12 protein-coding genes are annotated in these 26105 nt (G+C 43.0%); all 12 read left to right on the forward strand.

Translation table 11 applies throughout. The annotated features are described in order from the left end of the window. Positions 1-82 precede the first annotated feature (82 nt). The 12 genes from BACCELL_RS12765 to BACCELL_RS12820 all read left to right on the forward strand — a co-directional run bounded on the left by BACCELL_RS12765 (position 83) and on the right by BACCELL_RS12820 (position 25946). The gene (locus tag BACCELL_RS12765; protein WP_007212226.1) at positions 83-2410 is read left to right on the forward strand and encodes a DUF5703 domain-containing protein; all 2328 of its coding nucleotides are present in this window, start codon (positions 83-85) and stop codon (positions 2408-2410) included. A gap of 19 nt (positions 2411-2429) precedes the next feature. Then, positions 2430-5063, forward strand: coding sequence for a glycoside hydrolase family 2 protein (locus BACCELL_RS12770; protein ID WP_044153868.1), 2634 nt, complete (start codon positions 2430-2432; stop codon positions 5061-5063). A gap of 82 nt (positions 5064-5145) precedes the next feature. Beyond that, positions 5146-9570 carry a hybrid sensor histidine kinase/response regulator transcription factor gene (locus BACCELL_RS12775; protein WP_007212228.1) on the forward strand — a complete coding sequence of 1475 codons (4425 nt, stop codon included), beginning with the start codon at positions 5146-5148 and terminating at the stop codon, positions 9568-9570. Between the two features lie 58 nt (positions 9571-9628). Continuing rightward, positions 9629-11311, forward strand: coding sequence for a polysaccharide lyase (locus BACCELL_RS12780; protein ID WP_029327998.1), 1683 nt, complete (start codon positions 9629-9631; stop codon positions 11309-11311). A gap of 30 nt (positions 11312-11341) precedes the next feature. After that, a complete protein-coding gene (locus BACCELL_RS12785) occupies positions 11342-14437 on the forward strand; it encodes a DUF6298 domain-containing protein (RefSeq protein ID WP_007212230.1) in 3096 nt (1031 codons plus the stop codon). A 176-nt stretch (positions 14438-14613) separates the two neighbouring features. Continuing rightward, positions 14614-15165, forward strand: a complete 552-nt coding sequence (locus tag BACCELL_RS12790; protein WP_007212231.1) for an RNA polymerase sigma factor — start codon at positions 14614-14616, stop codon at positions 15163-15165. An 84-nt stretch (positions 15166-15249) separates the two neighbouring features. Continuing rightward, a complete protein-coding gene (locus BACCELL_RS12795) occupies positions 15250-15483 on the forward strand; it encodes a hypothetical protein (RefSeq protein WP_007212232.1) in 234 nt (77 codons plus the stop codon). Then, a complete protein-coding gene (locus BACCELL_RS12800; protein WP_007212233.1) occupies positions 15480-16370 on the forward strand; it encodes a sugar phosphate isomerase/epimerase family protein in 891 nt (296 codons plus the stop codon). Before BACCELL_RS12795 ends, BACCELL_RS12800 begins: the two co-directional genes overlap by 4 nt. A gap of 1478 nt (positions 16371-17848) precedes the next feature. Then, a complete protein-coding gene (locus BACCELL_RS12805; RefSeq protein ID WP_007212237.1) occupies positions 17849-21253 on the forward strand; it encodes a SusC/RagA family TonB-linked outer membrane protein in 3405 nt (1134 codons plus the stop codon). Positions 21254-21282: 29 nt separating this feature from the next. Next, positions 21283-23364 (forward strand): RagB/SusD family nutrient uptake outer membrane protein, encoded by a 2082-nt coding sequence (locus BACCELL_RS12810; protein WP_007212238.1) that lies wholly within the window; start codon positions 21283-21285, stop codon positions 23362-23364. Positions 23365-23544: 180 nt separating this feature from the next. Then, positions 23545-25272 carry a hypothetical protein gene (locus BACCELL_RS12815; protein ID WP_007212239.1) on the forward strand — a complete coding sequence of 576 codons (1728 nt, stop codon included), beginning with the start codon at positions 23545-23547 and terminating at the stop codon, positions 25270-25272. A gap of 5 nt (positions 25273-25277) precedes the next feature. Continuing rightward, the gene (locus tag BACCELL_RS12820) at positions 25278-25946 is read left to right on the forward strand and encodes a DUF3826 domain-containing protein (RefSeq protein WP_044153994.1); all 669 of its coding nucleotides are present in this window, start codon (positions 25278-25280) and stop codon (positions 25944-25946) included. Positions 25947-26105 lie beyond the last annotated feature (159 nt).

Raw genomic sequence — 26105 nt, forward strand, 5'->3', positions numbered from 1 at the left:
GAATTATGTGGAAGGAGATGTCTATTGTGACGGTTTGCCGTTAGGTTCTTTCCGTTCGGATGACTGGTGATACGTGTGAAATATGAAAAGAATTTATCTGATTATAATCCTGATTCTTGTTGGCGTGTCGGCTCTTTGGAGCCAGCATGCCAATGTTGTTTGGAATACCCCCAGTCGTAATTCTTCCGAATCAATGCCATGTGGAGGTGGAGATATCGGTATGAATGTGTGGGTAGAAGAGGGGGATGTATTGTTTTATCTGAGTCGTAGCGGTACTTTTGATGAGAATAATTGTCTGCTGAAACAGGGGCGTTTTCGTATCCGCCTGTCTCCCAATCCTTTTAAAGAAACAAAAGAGTTCCGGCAGGAATTAATGCTTAATGACGGATTCGTGGAGATTTCGGCAGAAGGTACACGAATTCAAATTTGGGCGGATGTATTCCATCCCGTAGTTCATGTAGAGATTGTCAATGCCCGTCCCTTGCAGGCAGAAATCTTTTATGAGAATTGGAGATACCGGGACCGGCCGATCCGGAAAGGAGAGGGGCAACAATGCTCCTACAAATGGGCTCCTCCCCAGGGAGCAGTAACAAGTGCCGATACCATCCGTCCCCTCCCAAACTCTCAATTCTCCACTCTTAATTCTCCACTTATTACGTTTTATCACCGTAATCCGGAAGAGACCGTTTTTGATGTAGCAGTATCCCAGCAAGGTATGGATACAGTCAAATCCCGGTTGATGAATCCTTTAAAGAACCTGACGTTCGGAGGATGCCTGTCAGGTGAGAATCTGGAATATGCCGGAATCTCAGATGCGGTATATGCCGGAACTGATTATCGGGCCTGGAAGTTTCGTTCATCGAAAGTATCCCGAAAACAACACTTTTTCGTTGTACTGCATACAGATCAGACGGAGACAGAAGAACAGTGGATACAAGACTTACAAGTCGGTCTGAGGAGAATAATGCCACATGGAAAGGTTTCTATGAAAGTGCTTTCGCAAGATAAGAAACAAACCCGCCAATGGTGGAACGCTTTCTGGCAACGTAGTTTCATTGTGGCAGAAGGAGAGGCTGGGGAGATAACCCGGAATTATACTCTTTTCCGCTATATGCTGGGCTGTAATGCTTATGGCAATGTTCCTACCAAGTTCAATGGTGGCTTGTTCACCTTTGATCCTTTACATATAGATCCGAAACAGGCATTTACTCCTGATTATCGGAAATGGGGAGGCGGCACAATGACTGCACAGAATCAACGTCTGGTATATTGGCCGATGTTGAAAAGCGGTGATTCTGACATGATGCCTGCCCAGTTTGATTTCTATAACCGGATGTTGAAGAATGCCGAATTGCGCAGCCGTGTGTATTGGCAACACGGGGGAGCCTGTTTCTGCGAACAGATAGAGAATTTCGGTTTACCCAATCCTGCCGAATATGGTTTTAAACGCCCGGAAGGGTTCGATAAAGGACTGGAATACAACGCATGGTTGGAATACGAATGGGATACCGCACTCGAATTCTGCCAAATGATACTTGAGACGAATAATTATACCGATGCGGATATCACTTCCTATTTGCCTTTGATTGAAAGTTCATTGACTTTCTTTGATGAGCATTATCGTATGCTTGCTTCCCGTCGTGGACGGAAGGAGTTGGATGGAGAAGGACACCTGATTCTCTTTCCGGGTTCTGCCTGTGAAACCTATAAAATGACTAATAATGCCAGCAGCACTATTGCCGCATTGCGGACCGTGCTGGAAACTTACGGACGGAAGAACGAAATGCTGGAAGTAATCCCGCCGATACCATTGCGTTATATCGAAGTAAAGGATTCTGCGAATTCCATAACTATGCCGGTGCTGAAACAAACGATTGCCCCAGCTAAGAGTTGGGAGCGTATTAATAATGTGGAGACTCCGCAACTCTATCCCGTATTTCCGTGGCGTGTTTACGGCATTGGCAAAGAAAAGTTGGAGGTTGCCCGCAACACCTATTTCTATGATCCCGAAGCGGTTAATTTTCGTTCGCATATCGGATGGAAACAAGATAATATCTGGGCTGCATGTTTAGGATTGACTGAAGAATCCCGACAGCTTAATCTGGCTAAATTATCCAACGGCCCGCATCGCTTTCCGGCTTTCTGGGGCCCCGGCTATGACTGGACGCCTGATCACAACTGGGGAGGGAGCGGCATGATAGGGCTTCAGGAGATGCTGTTGCAGACAAACGGAGAACTGATACTCCTGTTTCCGGCTTGGCCTCTAGAATGGAATGTGCACTTCAAACTTCATGCACCCGGTAAAACAACAGTAGAGGCTACTTTGAAAGAGGGTAAAGTGACAGATTTAAAAGTGTCACCGGAAAGTAGGAAGAAAGATGTGGTGATAATGATTCAAGAGACAAAATGATGATATGAAACTAAGAAATATGAATAAGAACTTGTTTTTAACTTTGTCAGCCTTTTTGTTTTTATTCCCATTATCAGGGAAAGCGACAGGAACTTACCGTCCCGAGACCTCAGTTGCCGGTTTCATTCAGCTTCCCGGAAGCGGACGGCAGGTATATGATTTCAATCCGGGCTGGCGCTTCTTCAAAGGCGACATATCTGGAGCGGAAACAGTGAACTTCGATGATCGTTCATGGGAAGTTGTCTCCACCCCTCACACTGTGGAACTAATGCCTGCTGAGGCCAGTGGATGCCGGAACTATCAGGGACCTGTCTGGTATCGCAAGCATTTCGTCGTTCCCGCAGAGACTAAAGGTCAACGGGTATCCATCCATTTTGAAGCTGCGATGGGGAAACAAATTCTTTATCTGAACGGAAAACGTATTCAGGAGCATATAGGCGGTTATCTGCCTTTCACACTGGACTTGACAACCTATGGAGTGCAAGCCGGAGACTCCTGCCTGCTTGCTGTTTTTGCAGATAACAGTGATGATAAATCCTATCCTCCGGGTAAGCGTCAGTATACCTTGGATTTCACCTATCATGGAGGCATCTATCGGGATGTATGGATGATTGCCAAATCCCCTATATCCATTACTGATGCCATCGAATCGCAGACAGTTGCCGGAGGTGGTGTGTTTGTTCACTTCGATCAGATCAGTGAAAAGAGTGCGCAAGTCTGTGTCAATACGGAAGTACAGAATGAAAATACCCGTTCTGAATCTGTGATTGTAGAGACGACACTGACAGATGCTGACGGCAAAATAATCAGGCGCATATCCGGTAAACTCTCCTTGCAATCGGGAGAGAAGAAAATAATCCGTCAGCAAATGGAAGTGAAGAATCCGAAGCTATGGTCGCCGGATACACCTTATTTATATAGAGTACAGTCTCGCCTTAAAAAAGGCAATCAGTCCATAGATGGCGGAATCACCCGTGTCGGAATTCGTCTGGCGGAATTCCGTGGTAAAGATGGCTTTTGGCTGAATGGCAAACCTTTCGGTCAGTTGGTGGGAGCCAACCGTCATCAGGATTTCGCTTATGTGGGCAATGCCTTACCAAACTCCCAGCAATGGCGTGATGCCAAGCGTTTACGTGATGCAGGATGCACTATTATCCGTACAGCCCATTATCCGCAGGACCCGTCTTTCATGGATGCATGTGACGAACTTGGCCTATTTGTAATTGTCGCTACGCCGGGGTGGCAATATTGGAACAAAGATCTGCAATTTGGAGAGCTTGTCCATCGGAATACACGTGAAATGATCCGTCGTGACCGCAATCATCCTTCTGTTTTGATGTGGGAACCTATCTTGAATGAAACCCGTTACCCGCTTGATTTTGCTTTGAAGGCTCTTGATATTACCAAAGAAGAATATCCGTATCCGGGGCGTCCGGTAGCTGCTGCTGATGTACATTCGGCAGGAGTAAAAGAACATTATGATGTGGTTTATGGTTGGCCCGGTGATGATGAAAAGGAAGACAGGCCGGAGCAATGTATCTTCACTCGTGAGTTCGGGGAGAATGTGGATGACTGGTATGCCCACAATAATGATAACCGTGCAAGCCGCAGCTGGGGAGAACATCCGTTGCTGGTGCAGGCACTTTCTCTGGCTAAGAGTTATGATGAGATGTATCGCACTACGGGCCTGTTTATCGGTGGTGCCCAGTGGCATCCGTTCGATCACCAACGAGGGTATCACCCTGACCCATATTGGGGAGGTATTTATGATGCTTTTCGTCAGAAAAAATATGCATACGAGATGTTCCGCAGTCAGTCTTCAGCCAGTCTGCGGCATCCTTTGGCTGAGTGTGGACCCATGGTTTTCGTTGCTCATGAAATGTCGCAGTTCTCTGATAAAGATGTAGTGGTTTTCAGTAATTGTGATTCTGTCAGACTTTCTGTCTATGATGGAACAAAGACATGGACGAAGCCGGTGGTTCATGCCAAAGGTCATCTGCCGAATGCCCCTGTCGTTTTTGAAAATGTATGGGATTTCTGGGAAGCTCGCAGTTATAGTTATACTCAGAAGAATTGGCAAAAAGTGAATATGATTGTAGAAGGCATTATAAATGGGAAAGTAGTATGCACTCAGAAGAAGATGCCTTCACGGCGTTCCACTAAATTGAGGCTATATGCGGATACAGGGAATGTGAATCTGGTGGCGGATGGTTCTGATTTCATTGTAGTGGTGGCTGAGGTGACTGATGACAATGGAAATGTGAGACGCCTGGCTAAAGAGAATATCGTCTTTACCGTAGAAGGGGAAGGAGATATTATTGGCGATGCTACTATTGGTGCGAATCCCCGTGCAGTGGAGTTCGGTTCTGCCCCTGTACTGATTCGTTCTACCAGAAAAGCCGGAAAGATCAAAGTGAAAGCCCGTGTGCTATTTGAGGGTACACAAGCTCCGACGGCTGCGGAGCTGGAGTTCGAAAGTGTTCCTGCAGAATTTCCTTTTTGTTATGAGGAGCGGGAAATAGCTTCTGCGGCTGTGAGAACAAGGTTACAAAAAGATACAACTGACAAGAAAATACAGTTGACGGAAGAAGAACGCCAAAAGGTGTTGGATGAGGTAGAGCGTCAGCAGACGGAGTTCGGAACAAAAGAATAATCTAAAATAAGGGAGTGATAATTTTAGTCACTGTTAGAAAAAGCTTATCTTTGGATACATTTTATATCAACTGTTGTTATAAATGAAGAAACGATCTATTCTAATACTATTTCTATCGGTGATAGGGCTTACAAGCTTTGCCTATCCCAGCATGATTGTGGAACATTACACGGCCGAACGAGGGTTACCTAATAATATTGTAAACTGTACTTTAAAAGGTAGCGAAGGCTTTGTCTGGTTCGGCACTTGGTATGGCTTATGTAGTTTTGACGGCACTAAGTTTCGTTCGTACGATAATCGTGACGGATTCTATTCGGCTGATATTCCTCCACGTAAGATTCAGCGTATCGTAGAAGATAAAAATGGTTTTCTTTGGATCAAGACCATTGATCGCAAACTTTATCTGTTTGATAAGAAGCATGAAAGTTTTCATGCGGTTTATGACGATGTGAAGGAATACTCTGAAAATATTCAGATTATCAAGATTCAGACAACTGCGGATGGAGATGTCCTATTGCTGACCAAGGATAAGAGTCTGCTTCGTGCGCATACTGATAAAGAGGGCAAAATTACAATGAAGCAATTGCACGATTCACGCCCTAATATCAATCACTACGATATGCGTTTGAAGCATAATGTGTTATGCGAGACTTCCGAATTTATCAATTGGGTGGGTATGGATTATCAGATACTTTCGTTAAGGAAAGGAGCGGGGTTGAAAGATAAGCCTGCCGATTTCATTCAGAAGAAGATAGCCGGTAGCCCCGACCAGTTCACCTGTGCATCTTATAACTCCAGATGCTTATGGTTAGGTGACCGGAACGGACATATTTATAGTATTGATCCGGAAAATGGAGTGGTCAATCGTTATGAAATACCGGGAATAGATCAGTCGGTCGTAAATTTGCTGGTAACAGAGACAGGGTTGGTCTATATTACTACAGGTGAAGGAGTATATGAGTATAATATCGGTTATAAGCAATTGACAAAGTTGCCGCTTTCCATCGACGGGAGAGAAACAGGAACTATATTTATAGACAAATATGATAAAATTTGGTTTCAGGAAGGTAATAATGCATTGGTATACTATGATCCTTTAAATAAAGCCAATCGCCGCTTTACATTTCCTAAACAGAATTCCATAGGAAATTTTGAAATGCAAGATGCCGGTGAACAGGGTATGTTTTTTCTGACTCCGGGTGGAGAGATTCTTTTGTTCGACCGGGAGAAACTGGAGATGGTTCGTCTGAATCAATCAAAGCCTTTCGTTGATGATGCTCCCGGACAACTGTTTTTTCATCTATTGCTGGACAAAGACGAGATTCTCTGGTTGGCTTCTACAGATAATGGGGTGTACAGGGTTAACTTTCCCAAGAAGCAGTTCCAGGTACTTAAAGAAGTGTCACCGGTGCCGGTTGGTGATGAAAAAACTAATTCCTGGAATCAGGGGATACGCGCTCTGTATCAGGCAAAGAATGGCGATATCTGGGCAGGAACCCGTTGGCAGGCCCTTTATCGCCTTGATAGTAACGGACAGGTAAAGCAGGTTTTCTCGGAAAAGAATTATCTGGTGGGAGCTGTATATCATATCATGGAAGATAAAGATGGGAATCTTTGGTTCTCTACCAAAGGCAATGGTCTTGTGAAGGCTGAACCGGATATGAATTCTCCTCAAGGGTTACGCTTCGTACGTTATAAAAATGATCCTAAGAATCCGAATTCAATCAGTAGTAATGATGTGTATTTCACTTATCAGGATAGCCAGGGGCGTATTTGGGTTGGTTTGTTAGGTGGTGGTCTGAATCTGATCAGTGAAGCGAACGGGACAATTGCCTTTAAACATAAGTATAATGGTTTGAAGCAATATCCGCTTTATGGGCTTTATATGGAAGTGCGTACAATGACGGAGGATAATGACGGACGTATCTGGGTAGGAACAATGGATGGTCTGATGTCTTTTGATGGTCATTTTACCAATCCCGAAGAGATTCAATTTGAAACTTACCGCCAGGTGAGTGAACGTTCGAATGTTGCTGACAATGATATTTATGTATTGTACAAAGATTCCGAATCACAAATCTGGGTAAGCGTATTTGGGGGAGGATTGAATAAACTGGTACACTATGATAAAGAAAGGCGGGTACCTGTCTTTAAATCTTACGGCATCCGTGAAGGTATGAATAATGATGTAGTAAAATCAATAGTAGAAGATAAAGACGGAAATCTCTGGTTTACTACAGAAATAGGATTGTCTTGTTTCAATAAAGACACCGAACAGTTCCGTAATTACGACAGGTACGATGGATTTCTGAATGTTGAGTTGGAAGAAAGCAGCGCGCTCCGTACTTTGAGCGGTGACTTATGGCTTGGTTCCAGGCAAGGTATTCTCACATTTTCACCTAATAAACTGGAAACGCAGAATATGAACTATGATACGCGCATAGTCGACTTCAAAATCTCCAATCGTGATTTGCGTAGTTTTCATGAAGATCCTGTATTGAAAGAATCGATTACATTTGCCGATGCAATCAGGTTAAAGTATAATCAGTCTATGTTTACCATTGAATTTGCTGCGTTGAACTTTTATAATCCCAATCGTGTGTTTTATCGATATATCCTTGAAGGATACGAAAAGGAGTGGCATTACAATGGCAAAAACCGTATTGCTTCTTACACGAATGTGCCGCCTGGATCCTATACTTTCCGGGTGGAAACAATAGATGAAGCCAATCCGGAGCTCGTTTCCAATCGTACATTGGCCATCACTATTCTTCCGCCCTGGTGGTTAAGTTGGTGGGCTATTGTGATTTATGTAGTCTTGGGTATTATAGCCCTTTATTTCAGTTTGCGTCTGGCTTTCTTTATGATTAAAATGAAGAATGACATCTACATCGAACAGAAGGTTTCGGAAATGAAGATCAAGTTCTTTACAAATATTTCTCATGAACTACGTACTCCTCTGACTTTAATAAAAGGTCCGATACAGGAATTGAGAGAGCATGAGACACTTTCACCAAAAGGTGTGCAATATGTGGAACTAATGGAGAAGAACACTAACCAGATGTTACAACTTGTCAATCAGATACTTGATTTCCGGAAAATACAGAATGGAAAGATGCGTTTGCATGTGTCGTTGATTGATTTTAATGAGTTGGTAGTCTCTTTCCAAAAGGAATTCCGTGTTCTTTCCGAAGAAAATGAAGTTAGCTTTACTTTCCAGTTACCGGATGCGGCTATTATGATATGGGCGGATAAGGAGAAGCTGAGTATTGTTATTCGGAACATCATATCCAATGCCTTCAAGTTTACCCCTTCCGGTGGCAGCATCCATGTAGTTGCCGGACTGGCAGAAGATGGGGAACACTGTTTCCTGAGAGTGGAAGATAACGGGATCGGAATCCCCCAGAATAAGCTGACCGAGGTTTTTGAACGCTTCTCGCAAGGAGAGAATGCCAAAAACTCGTATTATCAGGGCACGGGTATCGGGCTGGCACTTTCCAAAGAAATCGTTAATCTGCATCATGGAGTGATTCGTGCTGAAAGCCCTGAAGGAAAGGGAACCGTGTTTATTGTAGAACTATTGCTCGGAAAGGAACATTATCGCATTTCGGAAGTTGATTTTTATGTCAGTGACACTGAAACAGCTCCTGCCGGAGATGTGTCTTCTACTGATATCATGGCAGAAGAAGATTCCGAAGAACAGACGGAAATAGATGCTTCTTTGCCGAATCTTTTATTGGTGGAAGACAATAAAGACCTCTGTCAGCTGATAAAACTGCAATTAGAAGACAAGTTTAATATTCATATAGCCAATAATGGAGTAGAGGGATTAAAGAAAGTCCACCTGTATCATCCCGATATCGTGGTCACCGATCAGATGATGCCTGAAATGGATGGTTTGGAGATGTTGCAGTCTATTCGTAAAGATTTCCAGATCAGTCATATTCCGGTTATCATCCTGACCGCAAAGAATGATGAAGGCGCCAAGACGAAAGCAATCACTTTGGGAGCCAATGCTTACATAACGAAGCCTTTTAGCAAGGAATATCTGTTGGCACGCATTGATCAGTTGCTATCTGAGCGGCTGCTCTTCCGGGAACGGATTCGCCTGCAAATGGAGAATCAGAAAACAACGGAGGAAGATAGTTATGAGCAATATCTTGTGAAGAAGGATGTGCAGTTCCTTGAAAAGATACATCAGGTGATTGAGGAGAACATGGACGACAGCGATTTTAATATCGATACTATAGCTTCTGGAATAGGATTAAGCCGTTCGGCATTCTTTAAGAAATTGAAGAGCCTTACCGGACTGGCACCTGTCGACCTGGTTAAAGAGATTCGTTTGAATAAGTCTGTCGAATTGATTAAGAACACAGACTTGAGTATCTCGGAGATTGCTTTTGCCGTCGGATTTAAAGACTCGGGCTATTATAGCAAGTGCTTCCGGAAGAAATATAACCAGACTCCCCGCGAATATATGAGTGAATGGCGGAAAGGAGAGAAATAACCGATTACAAAATGTTTTCTTAACCGTCTTCTTAGAAAACCTATTAAGATTCGAAAGAATGAACAACATTAAGAAAGTATTATCAGTATGGATGCTGGCTACGTGCGTATTACCGGTGGCAGCACAGTATCCTGTCATTCCCGACTCGGTGAAAGCGAGAGCGGCAAAACAAGAAGCGGAGTTCGACCGGAAATCAGATGCGGCATGGAAGAAAGCCCTTCCGGTTGTTATGGAAGAAGCACAAAAAGGACGTCCTTATAAGCCGTGGGCTTCCAAACCGGAAGATTTGGTGAAAAGTAATATTCCGGCTTTTCCCGGTGCGGAAGGCGGAGGCATGTATACTCCCGGTGGGCGTGGTGGCAAAGTGATTGTGGTTACTTCTTTGGAAGACTCAGGGCCCGGAACTTTGCGTGAGGCTTGTGAAACGGGAGGTGCTCGTGTCATTGTATTTAATGTTTCCGGAGTTATCCGTTTGAAAGCGCCTATTAGCCTGCGTGCTCCTTATGTCACAATTGCCGGACAGACCGCTCCGGGAGATGGTATCTGTGTTACCGGACATTCTTTTCTGGTTGATACGCATGATGTCATAATCAGGCATATGCGCTTCCGCCGTGGTGCGCAGGATGTAGCTTTCCGTGATGATGCGTTGGGAGGAAATGCTGTAGGGAATATCATTATAGACCACTGTTCGGCCAGTTGGGGATTGGATGAGAATATGTCTATCTACCGCCATGTGTATAACCGGGGAGCGGATGGACATGGACTGAAATTGCCGACTGTAAATATCACTATTCAGAATTCAATATTTTCGGAAGCATTGGATGCCTACAATCATGCTTTCGGGGCTACAATCGGTGGGCATAACAGTATGTTTTGCCGGAATCTTTTTGCTTCAAATATCAGTCGTAACAGCTCGGTAGGTATGGATGGAGACTTTAACTTTGTCAATAATGTTGTTTTCAACTGGTGGAATCGCTCTATTGACGGTGGTGATAATAAGAGTTTCTATAACATTATAAATAACTATTTCAAGCCCGGACCTATCACACCATTGGATAAACCAATATCTTATCGTATTCTGAAGCCGGAAGCCGGACGTGACAAAAGCCAGCCGATGTCCTTTGGTAAGGCTTATGTAAATGGAAATATCGTCCATGGAAATGCAAAGGTTACAAAAGACAACTGGGATGGTGGTGTACAACTAGCCAATGAAGTGGATGCCGGAAAATTTATTCCGCAGATAAGGGTAGATGAGCCTTTCAAAACATCTCCTGTAACTATAATGGATGCTCAAAAGGCTTATAACTTCGTGTTAAGTAATGTGGGAGCGACTTTTCCGAAACGGGATGCTGTTGATACGAGAGTTATCAAAACAGTGAAGACTGGGAAAGCCATCTATGTGAAAGACGCTCCAGAGTTCATTTCTCCTTATGTGAAAAGACGTTTGCCTGCAGACTCTTATAAACAAGGTATCATTACGGACATCCGTCAGGTAGGCGGATTGCCCGAGTACAAAGGAGAGCCTATTGTAGACTCCGATGGTGACGGTATGCCCGATGCGTGGGAAATAGCTAACGGATTGAACCCGAATGATCCGAGTGATGCCGTGAAGGATTGCAATGGAGATGGTTACACTAATATTGAGAAATACGTCAACGGTATGGATACGAAGAAGAAAGTGGACTGGACGGATTTGAAGAACAACTACGATACATTATCCAAACGGAAAAGTCTGCTATAAAAGTATGTGTAGAAAATAAAGTTTATTGTAATGAATATGCAATTGAGAACAATCCTTCTGGGATTATTGAGTATAGGGTTTGTGCAGGGATATGCGCAAACCTTTGCTTTACAGGTTAAGAATGAAGGAATTACTTACTTGAATGATGAACGGGGAAACCGGATACTTGATTTCTCCTATTGCGGCTACCATGCTTCTGGGCAGGATATTCCTTCTGTTGGCAATGCAGTGTTTGTACCCTGGAAGGCGGGTGATAATACTGCGCGAATCCAGCGTGCCATTGACTATGTAGCGTCATTGACTCCCAATACTTCCGGTTTCCGTGGAGCCGTATTGCTGGATCGTGGAGAATTCAGCTTATCCGGGGAACTTCGTATTTCCGCGTCCGGTATTGTTCTGCGTGGTATGGATAGAGAAAAAACTATTCTGCTAAAGAAAGGTATAGACAGAGGAGCACTTATCTATATGGAAGGAATAGATAATTTGAATGCAAAAGATACCTTGCAGGTTCTTTCAGCTTATGTCCCTGTGAATGAAAGGACATTACAAGTTGCCTCGGGCACTTCTTTAAAGAAAGGAGATCGGATAATGGTGACTCGCCCTTCCGGTAAGGAGTGGATTACCGCTTTAGGGTGTGATATCTTTGGAGGAGGCATCGGTGCTTTAGGATGGAAGGCGGGTGATATGGACCTGACATGGGATCGGACAATCAGTGAAGTAAACGGTAATCAGATCACTCTGGATGCACCATTGACGGTAGCATTGGATACTCAATATGGGGCTTCTTCTCTCATTCTTTATCAATGGAACGGTCGCATTCAGGAGTGTGGAATTGAAAATATGACATTGGTTTCCGATTATGACAGGCGTTATTCTAAAGATGAAGACCATTGCTGGACAGGTATTTCTATCGGAGAGGCGGAGAACTGTTGGGTGAGACAAGTGAGTTTCAGACATTTTTCAGGTAGTGCGGTTATTGTCCAGCGCACCGGATCAAGAATTACGGTTGAGGATTGTATTTCCCGGGAACCGGTATCTGAAATAGGAGGAATGCGCCGTTGTACTTTCCATACATTGGGACAGCAGACTTTGTTTCAGCGTTGTTATTCTGAGCAGGGCATTCATGACTTTGCTGCTGGATATTGTGCTGCCGGGCCCAATGCCTTTGTGCAATGCGATTCGTATGAATCGTTGGGATTCAGCGGATCTATTGATTCCTGGGCGTGCGGATTGCTGTTTGATGTGGTTAATATCGACGGTCATAATCTTACATTTAAGAATCTGGGACAAGATAAGAATGGAGCAGGTTGGAATACGGCGAATAGTTTGTTCTGGCAATGTACAGCCGCTGAGATAGAGTGTTATACTCCGGCAAAAGATGCGAAAAACCGCGCGTATGGGTGTTGGGCACAGTTCTCTGGCGACGGTGAATGGGCGGAATCGAATAATCATGTGCAACCTCGTAGCATCTTTTATGCCCAGTTGGAAGCGCGTTTGCAGAAGAAATGTGCTGAGCGTGCCCGTATTCTGCCTAGAAATACAAGTGCAACGAGCAGTCCTACTGTAGAGGTGGCGATGGAACTTGCCAAAGAAGCTTATGAGCCACGTCTGACGTTGGAACATTGGATTGAGGAGAGGGAATTTGCTCCTTCGGTGTCAGTTGCCGGTTTGAAATCTATTGAGGATATTAAAGAGAAAAAGACAATTCAGGGCGAAACGCGAGACTTACCGGAAATGGTTATTGCAAATGGGCGTGTTCAAATGGATGGGGCCTTGTTGGTGGGAAAAAGCCGCACTACTCCTTGGTGGAATGGTAAGCTCAGAACCAACTATTTGAAGAAAGCAAGTCCGGCAATTACCCGCTTTGTTCCCGGTCGTGAGGGGCTGGGACTGACAGACCGTATAGATTCAGTCGTCAACTTTATGAAGCGGAATAATATACTCGTATTTGACCAGAATTATGGACTTTGGTATGATCGTCGCCGGGATGACCATGAACGCATCCGTCGGCGCGATGGAGATGTATGGGGCCCCTTTTATGAACAACCTTTCGGACGTAGCGGTCAAGGCATTGCTTGGGAAGGCTTGAGTAAATATGATCTGAACCGTCCCAATGCATGGTATTGGGCACGTCTGAAAGAATTTGCGGAAAAGGGAAGTAGAGAAGGATTGCTCTTGTTCCATGAGAACTATTTCCAGCATAATATTTTGGAAGCCGGTGCACATTGGGTGGACTGTCCTTGGAGAAGCAGTAATAATATTAATGAAACGGACTTCCCGGAACCTGTTCCTTTTGCAGGCGATAAACGCATTTTTGTTGCGGATATGTTTTATGATATCAATCATCCTGTGCGACGTGAGCTGCATAGACGATACATTCGTCAGTGCTTGGACAACTTTGCCGATAATCCGAATGTGATTCAATTGACCAGTGCAGAGTTTACCGGTCCTCTGCATTTTGTACAGTTCTGGTTGGATGTAATAGCTGAATGGGAGGTGGAAACCGGTAAGAAGGCTAAAGTCGCTTTAAGTACAACGAAAGATGTACAGGATGCTATTCTTGCTGATCCAAAGCGGGCAGCTGTAGTAGATATTATTGATATCCGATATTGGCATTATAAAACAGATGGCATTTTTGCTCCGGAAGGGGGAAAGAATATGGCTCCCCGACAACATATGCGCAAGATGAAAGTCGGGAAAGTTACTTTTACTGAAGCGTATAAAGCGGTAAATGAATATCGACGTAAGTTTCCGGAGAAAGCAGTCACTTTCTATGCACAGAATTATCCGGCTATGGGATGGGCTGTTTTCATGGCTGGTGGTTCTTGTCCGGTAATTCCTTGCAAAGATAAGGCGTTTCTGAAAGATGCTGCAGTGATGGAAGTAGAAGAAACTGACTCTGAGGATTATAAGAAAATGGTAAAATCTGGTATTGGAAGTATCATTTATTCCAATTCGGGGGTAGAGGTGCCTGTGCAATTGTCATCCGGGAAATACATTTTAAGATATATTCATCCTGATTCGGGAGAAATGGAAGTGATTAGTAAATCATTGAAGATTAACAATGTATATACTCTGAAAGTGCCTGATGGAAAAGAAGGTGTTTATTGGTTCCATAGATTATAGAACAGAAAATCCCGTTGAATGACCTTCAACGGGATTTTCTCTTTTTGCTGGTAATATCTAATAAAAAAGTGTTATAAAACATAGTACTTGTTTTTTCAATCCACAGATCAGATTTTACCTAGAGTTTGGGTTGATTCCCCATAGCTTTGCAACATCAAAATAACTGAATTAATGCTATGATGGAACAGACTAATAATTCAACCGAAACTTTACTTGCTTCTTTTCAAGCAGGAAATATGGCTGCTTTTTCTCAGCTGTATGATTTGCACGTACGTATTCTTTTTAATTATGGTTTGAAGTTGACCCTTGATAAGGAGTTGCTGAAAGATTGTATTCATGATATTTTCGTGAAGCTTTATGTGAAGAAGGATGAATTAGGGACTATTGATAATTTGAAATCCTATTTATTCATTTCATTGAAGAATAAACTTTGTGATGAGCTTCGCAGGCGTATGTATATGTCCGACACGGCCGTAGAAGAGGTGAATGCGATATCATCTATGGATGTGGAAGAAGATTATGTGGAGGAGGAACAGCAGAAGAATGATTTCTCATTGGTGAAACATTTATTGGGGCAGTTATCTCCCCGTCAGCGCGAAGCGCTTACATTATATTATATAGAAGAAAGGAAATATGAAGATATTTGTGAGATAATGGATATGAATTACCAGTCTGTACGTAACTTGATGCACCGGGGATTGACGAAGTTGCGTGCTCTGGTGAGTTAATTTAGGTAAAAGGGTTTTCCGATTGAGTACAGGTTCAGGGTAACAGCGTCCTATCTTTGTAAACGTTTAAAATAGGATGCAAATATGGTTTCTAAGGTAAGGGATTTTTTGATGGATGAAGGTTTCATTGAATATGTACTGGGTGTATCTCCGGAGTTGGTTTCTCAATGGGAGGCTTATTTCCGGGTACACCCGGAAGACATAAGAGATGCAGAAGAGGCTAAAGCAGTTCTATTAGCTCCGCCCGACGTTGCCTGCGGCTTTTCAATGAATGAGTATAATGATTTGAAGGATAGGATTATTAGTAGTATCAGATGAAAAGGAATTTATTAGGATACATGCTCTGCGTGTTCATACTGTTGGAGTGCTTTCCACAATTGGCTATTGCTGCTCCCGAACAGGAAGGGGAGCGCTATAAGGTTGCCATATGCGACTGGATGATTCTGAAGCGTCAGAAAATTGGCTCGTTTCAGCTGGTACATGAATTGAACGGAGATGGAGTAGAACTGGATATGGGTTCTTTGGGTAAAAGGGAGAACTTCGATAATAAGTTGCGTGATCCTCATTTTCAACAATTGTTTCGTGAAACGGCACGGAAATTCAAACTGGAAGTTCCTTCTGTCGCTATGTCCGGTTTCTATGGTCAGTCTTTTCTGGACCGAGCTAATTATCAGGAATTGGTAAGGGAATGTCTGGATGCAATGAAAGTAATGAATGCCAAAGTTGCTTTTCTTCCTTTAGGGGGTATAAAGGCAGGCTGGGAGCAGGAACCGGAACTTCGGACGAGAGTTGTGAAGCGTTTGAAAGAGGTAGGAGATATGGCTGCTTCCGAAGGTTTGGTTATAGGGATTGAAACCCAACTGGATGCTAAAGGAGATGTGAGGTTATTGAAAGAGATAGATTCCCCGGGCATTAAAATCTATTTTAAATTTCAGAATGTATTGGAAAACGGACGTGATCTGTGCAAGGAGCTCAAGATTCTGGGGAAGAAGAGAATCTGCCAGATTCATTGTACGGATACGGACGGAGTAACTCTTCCTTTTAACGAACGTTTGGATATAAAGAAGGTTAAAAATACGCTCGACAAAATGGGATGGAGTGGATGGCTGGTAGTAGAACGCTCACGGGATAAGGATGATGTGCATAATGTGAGAAAGAACTATGGGACGAATGTCAGATATTTGAAGGAAGTGTTTCAGAAATAAATGAAATAATAGCAGTCTAATAAAGTAGACACTGAAGATGTAAAAGCGCTTTCTTTTACTCAGAAAAATATCTCTCAATTTCCTACATCCTACACCGGAGACCTTTTTCTTTTGATTATCAAATAGATATACGGTGTAGGAAGTGGTGTAGGATGGTGTAGGTTAATTTCATCCTACACCCAAGAATAGGCATTTGAGACGTGCTTTTAATTACAATAGACTAATAATCAGACTATCAACATTGTTTTTGCCCACCTTGCGCAAATCCCTGTAAAACCATCTCTTTTACAAGAAAACAGAGGGTATCTCTGCGTTATCCTTCAAAAGACTCCTGATTTCTTTCATAATGTCAGCCTGCGAAAGGAAGCTGAACATCCTATCGCGAGATCTGTAGATCCCACGCGTCAGATCTGTAGATCTCACAATAGAATGCTTAGGAACAATAAGAAGGATAGGAAGAAGGTGGTACGAAAACTACGCTTTGCTTTATTGTTTTTGTTCTTTTGCCCGTAGCAAAACTTCGTCCTACAGTTGCGGGCTCTATGTTTTCCATATGTGGGCTATGTAGCCCGCAATTGCAGGCCGGACAGCCCTCAACCGGAAAACAAGGTTTTGCTTATAGCATAATGACAATAACATTAAGGCTTTAAAGGAAAAAGGAAGGGGCATATCAAGTTTTTCCTCTATAATTCGGCCTTCTCTATAATCTCATTATAGAGAAGGCTCCCTTAATTCCTGACGAAATGATAACTCTTTTAACCCTTTTGATAAATAATTCAGGCTAAAAAAGAGGTATTCGCGTGAATTCGGTGCAGGATGAAACTTTCCTACACCACTTTCTACAGCATCTATCTGTTTGATAATCAAACAAAAAAACGATATCGGGTGTAGGATGTAGGAAATACTGATGAAAACTCGAACTCAGGAGTTTTCCTTCTTCGATTATCCTTCATGAAAGACTGGTGGCGAAATCCCAGAGAATCAAGAATCAGCCGGACTATATTCAGATAACTTTTTAACGGATATGAAATATTTGTTCTTATGGAAACTGTATCAAGTTGTTTTTTTAACGTTACTTGATAACTTTTACTCATAGCCATACTGAAATGCTCCAATTCCGACAATGAGTAGCTCTTTTTTACATAAATAGCAATCAAATGCGCAAGTATATGCAGAGATATTGCATTATTATTTGCTATTTATTCGCAAAAGATTCTGAAACACTGCTTTTGAAGCTGATGTCCGTTGTGTAAAGTGTTAATATAGCGATATTGTGACCCCGATACTCCTGTATACTTGTCCTTTTGATATTTAGAGCCTTATCTTTTTTCTGTTGGAAATAATCGTAAATAGAAAACTTTACTTTTTTATTCTTTTTAGGTGATTACATATTTTTTAGTTGTTCGTCTTTAGTTCATGAAATATAGATTGAGTCCAATCAATAGTTTTTATATTTTTGAATTTAAATTAGTGAATAGATGAAAAAAGAAGAGATCTTTTCTAGAAAAACACAGAGCAGGTATCTGAGCGCAGCAAAGATAATTTGTCTCTCTTTCTTGTTTTCGATTCCTGTGACGCAGGCTTTTGCGGAAAGCATTAGAGAGACTGCTGCAATGAATGTTGTCCAACAACAGAAGTCAGTGAAAGGAACTGTGGTAGATACGACCGGAGAACCTGTGATTGGTGCGAATATAAAGGCACAAGGAACTGATACAGGAACGATTACCGACTTGGATGGAAATTTCAGTCTGGTGATTCCGGCAAGTGCTAAACTCGAAGTTTCGTTTATAGGATACGTCACGCAAGTGGTGAGCGTGCCTGCGAACGGAATTGTAAACGTGACTTTGGCTGAAGATTCCAAACTTCTGGACGAAGTGGTTGTGGTAGGTTACGGTACTCAGAAAAAAGCACATCTTACTGGCTCTATATCCACGGTTAACCCCAATGACCTAAAGGAAATGCCCTATAGCAATATGGGTGCCATGTTGGCAGGTACGGTAGCTGGTTTGAATGTAAGCGGCGGTGATGGTCGCCCTGGTGTCGGTGCAACGATGACCATTCGTGATCCGTTCTCTACCGGCGTTTCGGGAAGTACGACTGCGCCGATTTATGTGATTGATGGTGTCATTCAGTCTGATAATCCGCGTAATGGAATATCGGCTTCGGAAGCGTTTAATAACCTTGATCCGAACGAAATAGAATCTATATCTATCTTGAAGGATGCTGCTGCGGCAGTGTATGGAGCACGTGGCGCACAAGGTGCCATCATTGTTACTACGAAGAAAGGCAGCAAGGACGGAAAACCTCGCATCAGTTACACTGGTTCGGTGACGATGAATGATGAAATTTCACGTCCAAAGATGTTGGATGCATATCAGTATGGTCAATTCTGGAATGGATTTAAAGGTGCTGACGGCAATGATGCTATCGGTAATCGTAAAAAAGACCTTTTCCAATTGGACGAGTTGGAAGCTATGAAAAGCATGAACTATGACTGGCTGGACAAAGCCTGGTCGGCTGCCTATAGCACGAAGCATAATGTGAATATCAGTGGCGGCGGAAATAACTCATCTTATTTCGGAAGCATATCTTATCAGAGCCAGGAGGGTAACCTGAGCATGTTGGATTATGACCGTTGGAATTATCGTGTAGGAATGAGTACAACAGTGGCTAAGCATCTGAAAGTGAATTTATCTATTTCGGGTAACTATGGTGACCGGAAAACAACTTTCAATAAGATTGGCGGAGAGAAGGATGATAATGATTACCTGGCATTGCTGACTACACCCCGCTATGTGCCATGGTCTGTGGAAAATGACAAAGGCGAAGATATCTGGTTGTTGAGATATGGACCTAAGAATACCAACAGTAGTGTTCTCGGAAACTCGAACTATTTGCGTTACAATTATTTCGCTGTTGAAGATTTAGGTAATCAGAAACAAACCAAAACTCAGGATATGACCATCAATGGTTCATTGGAGTATGATTTTGATTGGTTGGAGACATTGAAAGGTTTGAAACTACGTTTCAGCTATGCAAAAAGTATCGGTAATACGGAAGGAAGACAATTGGGATCTAAATATGACGGTTATTATTTTACCACCCGTGGTGGTTCAGGTAATCACCTTTATATTGATGAAGGTGCGCCAAGTAATAACCTGACTTTGCCGTCTAATATGAAAACACAGTCGGTTGATAATGGAAACCGCGTACTGCGTGACTTCGACCGTACAGACAATTATCAGGTCAACTTCCAGGCAAGTTATGCGCGCGACTTCGGAAAACATTCGGTAAGTGCCATGTTCGCTATGGAAAAGCGTGAAATGAACTACGAGTTTTCACGTATTCTGAAAGAAGGTCCGCTGAATGGTGATCTTGCTAATGGTGAAACCAATACAGCTACAGGTTCGGTAAGTTCCAGTAGCCAGACGGCGAGAAGTGAAAGTGGTGACTTATCTTACATTGGTCGTGTTAACTATGCCTATGACGGTCGTTACCTGTTTGAGTTCCTGATTCGTTCTGACGCTTCAACCAAATTCTCGCCGGATAACTATTGGGGAGTATTCCCTTCCGTATCTGTGGGCTGGATTGTTTCAGAAGAAAAGTGGTATAAGCTGGATTGGATGGATTATCTGAAGGTACGTGCCTCATTCGGTATTTTGGGACAAGATAATACGGCAGCTTGGCTGTGGCGTCAGCGATATACGTATCAGGCTAATTATGGTGCAATATTTGGCACTTCACCGAGCAACAATTTAGGTTGGGCTTTAAAGACTGAGGCTGCTCCCAACTATGATGCGCACTGGGATAAAGACTACAAATTCAACTTAGGAATTGACATGAAATTCCTGAAGAACCGTTTATCAGTAGGTATTGACGCTTATTTGGACAAGAGAACCGATATGTTGGTAGTGCGTAGTGGTGTGCCTGTAACTGTAGGTGCCAAATCGGCTGCCGAGAATTTCGATGCGGTAGATAACTATGGTGTAGAACTTTCATTAGGCTGGCGCGATCATGTGTCTGACTTCAACTATTCCGTTCAACTGAATGGACAATGGCGTGACGCCCGCTATCGCAAAAAAGACTGGCCGGCCATATCAACATACAAAGATGTTTATCGCAATGGACCGGTTGACATGGGGCAGTGGGGATATGACTGTTTGGGAATGTTCCGTAACCAAGCTGAAATTGACAAGTTTGTTGAGGACTACAATATAACGCAGTATATGGGCTATAAACCGGATCAGATTAAACCGGGTATGCTGATATACCGTGATGTTCGTGGCGAACAGAATCCGGACGGTTCTTATAAAGATGCAGACGGTATCGTAGACGATAAGGATATGGTTCGTTTGAGCAGAAGAAAGAGCAATCCTTATGGCATGTCTCTGATTCTGGGTGGTAGCTGGAAAGGTATCTCTTTGAATGCCAACATCTCTAGTTCATGGGGTGGATATTCTACGTATGCGGGAGGTTCCTATATCTTCATGAACGAGAATTCACTGGATGGTGCCAACCTTCCGATATATTGGAAAGATATGTTCGTTCCCGAAGATGTAGTGGATGATGGAGGCAATGTGGTCGTTAAACAGAATTTGTCTGCCAAATACCCTAACATGAAATACAGTATGAATAATGAAGCGTCCAATTTCTGGCAGATTAGTTCATTCCGCATGTATCTTCGTAACGTATCCTTAGGTTATACATTGCCTAAGGAATGGCTGAGCAAAGTAGGAATCTCAAGCTGTAAGATCAATGTGACGGGAACCAACCTCTTCAGTTTCTTCAATCCTTATCCCGAAAGTTATACGGATCCTCTGACCGGTTACGGTACGTTCCCGGCATTGCGCAGCTGGACTGTGGGATTGAATCTTTCTTTTTAAATGATATAATTGATAAACAAGATTAGAATATGAAAATAGATAATATCATACATAAAGGTGTGGGGATAGTTGCCTTCAGCGCAATATTTCTGCTGGGCAGTTGTAGCGATGACTTCTTGAGGGAGAAGAAGGATTATAATGGCTTCAATGACGAAATATACAGTAATTTCAGTATGGCGCAGGCCAGTGTAGACTATATTCACAGGCAGGTTGAACCCAAAGTAGGTGGTGTAAGCGCATTGAATGGTAGCACAGGATCTGCCGATGAATTTTCTAAGTCTACATTAGAGTATGCCGGTTCTACACAGTTTGTGGGTTTGGCTGAAATACTTTCCAGTAACGTGAATTGTTATTTCAACGGTTCCAATGATCCGGCTAATAATAACGGTGTATGGTTAAATGTCCGTCGTTGCAATCTATTTCTCGACAATATTGACAAAGGAACATTGTCGGAAGAGGAAAGAAATCTCCTTAAAGGACAAGTTTACTTCTGGCGTGCATGGTTGTATTATCGTTTGGTGACTACTTATGGTGGTGTTCCTATTATAAAGAGCGCGCAAAATCCGACAATTGGAGACGGTACAATAGAAGAATCGACTCTGAATGTTGAACGTAGTTCTACGGATGATTGCGTGACGTTTGTCTGCGAGGATCTGGATAATGCGGCTTCTCTGTTGCCATCTGTTTGGGCTGATCCGTCGGTAAATTACGGTCGTGTGACTAAGGGTGCGGCTATGGCTTTGAAGGGACGCTTGCTGCTCTTCTATGCAAGTCCATTGTTCAACCGTTCCAACGATAAGGCACGCTGGGATGCCGCCTATACTGCAAACAAGGCTGCTTATGATGAACTTACTACCAATGGTGACAGAGAATTGGTAGGTGCAACGAGTAAAAGAGCGCAGGATTGGGAAAAAATGTTTGTGAACCCCTTGTCTAAAGAGGCTGTACTGATAACATTGTACAATAATATCTCTGATGATCAGTTCAAGTTCAATAACAGCTGGGAACAAAGTGCCCGTCCCAAAGACATCAAAGGTGGTGGTGGTATCGCTGCTACGGCTGAAATGGTGGATTTATTCCCCATGGCTGATGGTAAGAAACCAAGTGAAAGCTCATTGTCTTATGACCCGTTGAAGTTCTACAAGGATCGTGATCCACGCTTCTATCGCACCTTTGCATTTAACGGAGTTTGCTGGCCTTATAATACCAATAAGACATATACGGTATGGAATTACCAATGGTTTAAGGATGCTGCCGCAGCCGTTGAAGGCAAACCGGGTAACTCAGCGCTTTATGACGGTGATGTCAGTTCAAGTATCTTTGTACGCAAACGTACGGATCCGAATGCTTACAATACTTCCAATCTCAGTAGCGGAGTATTTTCGCAGAGTGGTAGTCCGTATATGGAAATACGTATGGCGGAAGTTATTCTTAACGTAGCGGAAGCAGCTTGCGGAAAAGGAGATAATGCTACGGCATTGACTTTCCTGAAATATATTCGCGAACGTGTAGGCTATACGGGCGATTGCGGCTTTTCTTCTACTTTAGCGGGTGATGCCTTGATGGGTGCTATTCTTTATGAGCGTCAGATAGAACTGGCCTATGAGGGAAAGAGATTCGATGATATGCGTCGCTGGCTTTTGTGGGACGACAGTTTTGGTACTTGTACACGGTTGGGTGTTGAGCCTATCAGCGGAAACCAAACGCGCAGGCATGGTATTATCCTGGCTGTGAAACCTGAACTCTATACGAATAGCAAGGCCGGCAAGGATTGTGATCCGTTCAATCCGGAAGCTTCAGAATACTTGGGAACATCAGACCGTACAAAAATCAGTCTTGATCCGGATGCTTCAGACTCAGACTGGGAAAATCAGATTGCTACCTTGGACAATTTTTACGAAAACAATCTGAATCGTGTAGTAAACGATCAGCTTGATGGTACAAGTACGCCTACATTCTATATTACTCACCTGAACAAATACTATTTCCTAGGTATCAAGCAGAATGTATTGCAAAACAGTATTAAGTTGCAACAGAATATTGGCTGGACGGATTATTATGGTTCCGAAGGAACGTTTAATCCTATCGGTAACGGTAGTTTGCTGCCGTAAGTTGGCTTTTAATTTTTTTGTGAGATAGTTAAAACTGCCGGGTGATCCTTCATCCGGCAGTTTTTTTAGAGTGGTTGCCATCATTCTATGGATTATTTTTCTACTAAAATAGTTTCATGTGATTACAAAACATTTTTATCTTCGTCTAATAAATACAATTAATTAATAGATACGAGAATAATGAAAAAGAAAGCATTCCTGATAGTTTGTACAGCTGCAATGCTGGCTCCGACCATTGCATGGGCACAATACCCGCAATTGACCGATGAAGCCAAGGAGACTTATAAGAAAATGATAACTGAAGAACGCCGGCGTTCGGATGAAGCTTGGGCGAAAGCATTGCCTATCGTTGAGAAAGAAGCCAGAGAAGGGCGTCCGTATATCGAGTGGGCTTCCCGTCCGGATGATCTTCCTCAAGCCGGTATTCCCGCTTTTCCCGGGGCTGAGGGTGGGGGAATGTTCACTCCCGGCGGCCGTGGCGGCAAGGTAATTACAGTAACTAATTTGAATGATCGCGGCCCGGGCTCTTTCCGTGAAGCTTGCGAAACCGGTGGTGCACGTATCATTGTATTCAATGTGGCTGGTATCATTCGATTGGAATCTCCCATTATTGTCCGTGCTCCATACGTAACGATAGCCGGACAAACAGCCCCAGGTGACGGTGTATGTATTGCCGGAGAATCTTTCTGGGTTGACACTCACGATGTAGTGGTACGTCATATGCGTTTCCGTCGTGGTGAAACGAAGGTTCATCACCGTGACGATTCATTTGGGGGTAATCCGATTGGTAACATTATGATCGATCACTGTTCCTGTACTTGGGGGCTGGATGAGAATATTTCTTTCTATCGTCACATGTACAGTCCTGGTGAAGGATATAAAGATGAGAAACTTCCAACTGTCAATGTAACCATTCAAAATACAATTTCCGCTAAGGCACTGGATACATACAATCATGCTTTTGGTAGTACATTGGGTGGTGAGAACTGTGCTTTTATGCGCAATCTTTGGGCCAGTAATGCTGGGCGTAACCCGTCTATTGGCTGGTATGGGATTTTCAATTTCGTGAATAATGTTGTCTACAATTGGGTACATCGTTCAGCTGATGGTGGCGATTATCGTGCTATGTTCAATATGATAAATAATTACTATAAACCGGGTCCTTTGACTCCGAGAGATTCTCCGGTCGGTCATCGCATTCTGAAGCCGGAAGCCGGACGTAGCAAGCTGGATTATAAAGTATATGGCCGTGTCTTTGCAGATGGTAATGTGATGGAAGGATATCCTGAAATCACAAAGGATAACTGGGCTGGTGGTATTCAGATTGAGACTCAAAAGGATACAGAGGGGTATACCGAGCAGATGCGTACGTATCAACCTTTCGTAATGCCTTATATTAATATTATGTCTGCAAATGATGCTTATGATTATGTTTTGAAATATGTAGGTGCTAATATTCCTTGCCGTGACATTGTTGATGAGCGGGTTATTGAGGAAGTGAAAACCGGTCAAGCTTATTATGAAAAGAAACTTCCGAAAGATGCCTATGGAGATAAATGGGGATTAGCTCCAAAATCTCAGGATGAGGAAGGTTATTTTAAATACCGTCGTTTGCCGAAAGATTCTTATAAACAGGGTATTATAACTGATATTCGCCAAATGGGTGGCTATCCGGAATATAAGGGAACTCCTTATGTGGATACGGATGGCGACGGTATGCCGGATGAATGGGAAATTGCGAATGGTCTGAATCCAAACGATCCGAGTGATGCCAATAAAGATTGCACTGGTGATGGGTATACTAATATTGAGAAATATATCAATGGTATCAGTACGAAGAATAAGGTAGACTGGACTGATATGAAGAATAACTACGATACATTGGCAGAAAAAGGTAAATTAATGTAATGTCAATGAAAAAGATAATATTAATTTCTTTATTACTGGTTTTCGGTTGGTTATCAGCCGGAGCGGTAGACTTGAATAAGGATAATCGTGATCCTCAATATGTGGAATCTATTGTTAAACGATCTCAGAAGATCGTAGATAAACTTGGGCTTACAGATGTAAAGGTGGCTGAAGATGTTCGTAATGTGATTGCCAATCGGTACTTCGAACTGAATGATATTTATGAAGTTCGTGATGCCAAAGTGAAGAAAATAAAGGAGTCGGGATTGAGTGGTGCTGCAAAGGATGATGCCTTGAAAGCGGCTGAGTATGAAAAGGATGCGGCATTATACCGTTCTCACTTTGCATATCCCGCGAATTTATCTCTTTTTCTGGATGAGAAGCAAATAGAAGTGGTGAAGGATGGGATGACTTATGGCGTTGTGAAAGTGACGTATGATGCTACAATTGACATGATCCCTTCTTTGAAGGAAGAAGAAAAAGCACAAATCTATGCCTGGCTCATAGAAGCCCGTGAGTTTGCCTTGGATGCTGAGAATTCGGATAAGAAACATGCAGCCTTTGGTAAATATAAGGGGCGTATCAATAATTATCTGGCTAAAAGAGGATATGATTTGAAGAAAGAACGTGAAGAGTGGTACAAGCGTGTGAAAGCACGTGGAGGCTCTCTCTGATAATTAGGATAGATAAAAACTGGTTAGTTATGTGATGTGAAGGGTGGCTGAGAAGTCACCCTTTTCTGTGTTCTGATTTTTGGAATATGGCGAATCTTCCATTATCTTTGAGTACAAATTCGTCTTATTGCCGTCTCCTCTGTATACAGAATACGATAT

The organism is Bacteroides cellulosilyticus DSM 14838 (genome assembly GCF_000158035.1).
GTDB lineage: Bacteria > Bacteroidota > Bacteroidia > Bacteroidales > Bacteroidaceae > Bacteroides > Bacteroides cellulosilyticus.

Excerpts from the sequence above, each read along its gene's own strand:
- BACCELL_RS12805 (WP_007212237.1), top strand. The coding sequence starts at position 17,849 with ATGAAAAAAGAAGAGATCTTTTCTAGAAAAACACAGAGCAGGTATCTG.
- BACCELL_RS12770 (WP_044153868.1), top strand. The coding sequence starts at position 2,430 with ATGAATAAGAACTTGTTTTTAACTTTGTCAGCCTTTTTGTTTTTATTC.
- BACCELL_RS12800 (WP_007212233.1), top strand. The coding sequence starts at position 15,480 with ATGAAAAGGAATTTATTAGGATACATGCTCTGCGTGTTCATACTGTTG.
- BACCELL_RS12765 (WP_007212226.1), top strand. The coding sequence starts at position 83 with ATGAAAAGAATTTATCTGATTATAATCCTGATTCTTGTTGGCGTGTCG.
- BACCELL_RS12775 (WP_007212228.1), top strand. The coding sequence starts at position 5,146 with ATGAAGAAACGATCTATTCTAATACTATTTCTATCGGTGATAGGGCTT.
- BACCELL_RS12815 (WP_007212239.1), top strand. The coding sequence starts at position 23,545 with ATGAAAAAGAAAGCATTCCTGATAGTTTGTACAGCTGCAATGCTGGCT.
- BACCELL_RS12780 (WP_029327998.1), top strand. The coding sequence starts at position 9,629 with ATGAACAACATTAAGAAAGTATTATCAGTATGGATGCTGGCTACGTGC.
- BACCELL_RS12810 (WP_007212238.1), top strand. The coding sequence starts at position 21,283 with ATGAAAATAGATAATATCATACATAAAGGTGTGGGGATAGTTGCCTTC.
- BACCELL_RS12790 (WP_007212231.1), top strand. The coding sequence starts at position 14,614 with ATGATGGAACAGACTAATAATTCAACCGAAACTTTACTTGCTTCTTTT.
- BACCELL_RS12795 (WP_007212232.1), top strand. The coding sequence starts at position 15,250 with ATGGTTTCTAAGGTAAGGGATTTTTTGATGGATGAAGGTTTCATTGAA.
- BACCELL_RS12820 (WP_044153994.1), top strand. The coding sequence starts at position 25,278 with ATGAAAAAGATAATATTAATTTCTTTATTACTGGTTTTCGGTTGGTTA.
- BACCELL_RS12785 (WP_007212230.1), top strand. The coding sequence starts at position 11,342 with ATGAATATGCAATTGAGAACAATCCTTCTGGGATTATTGAGTATAGGG.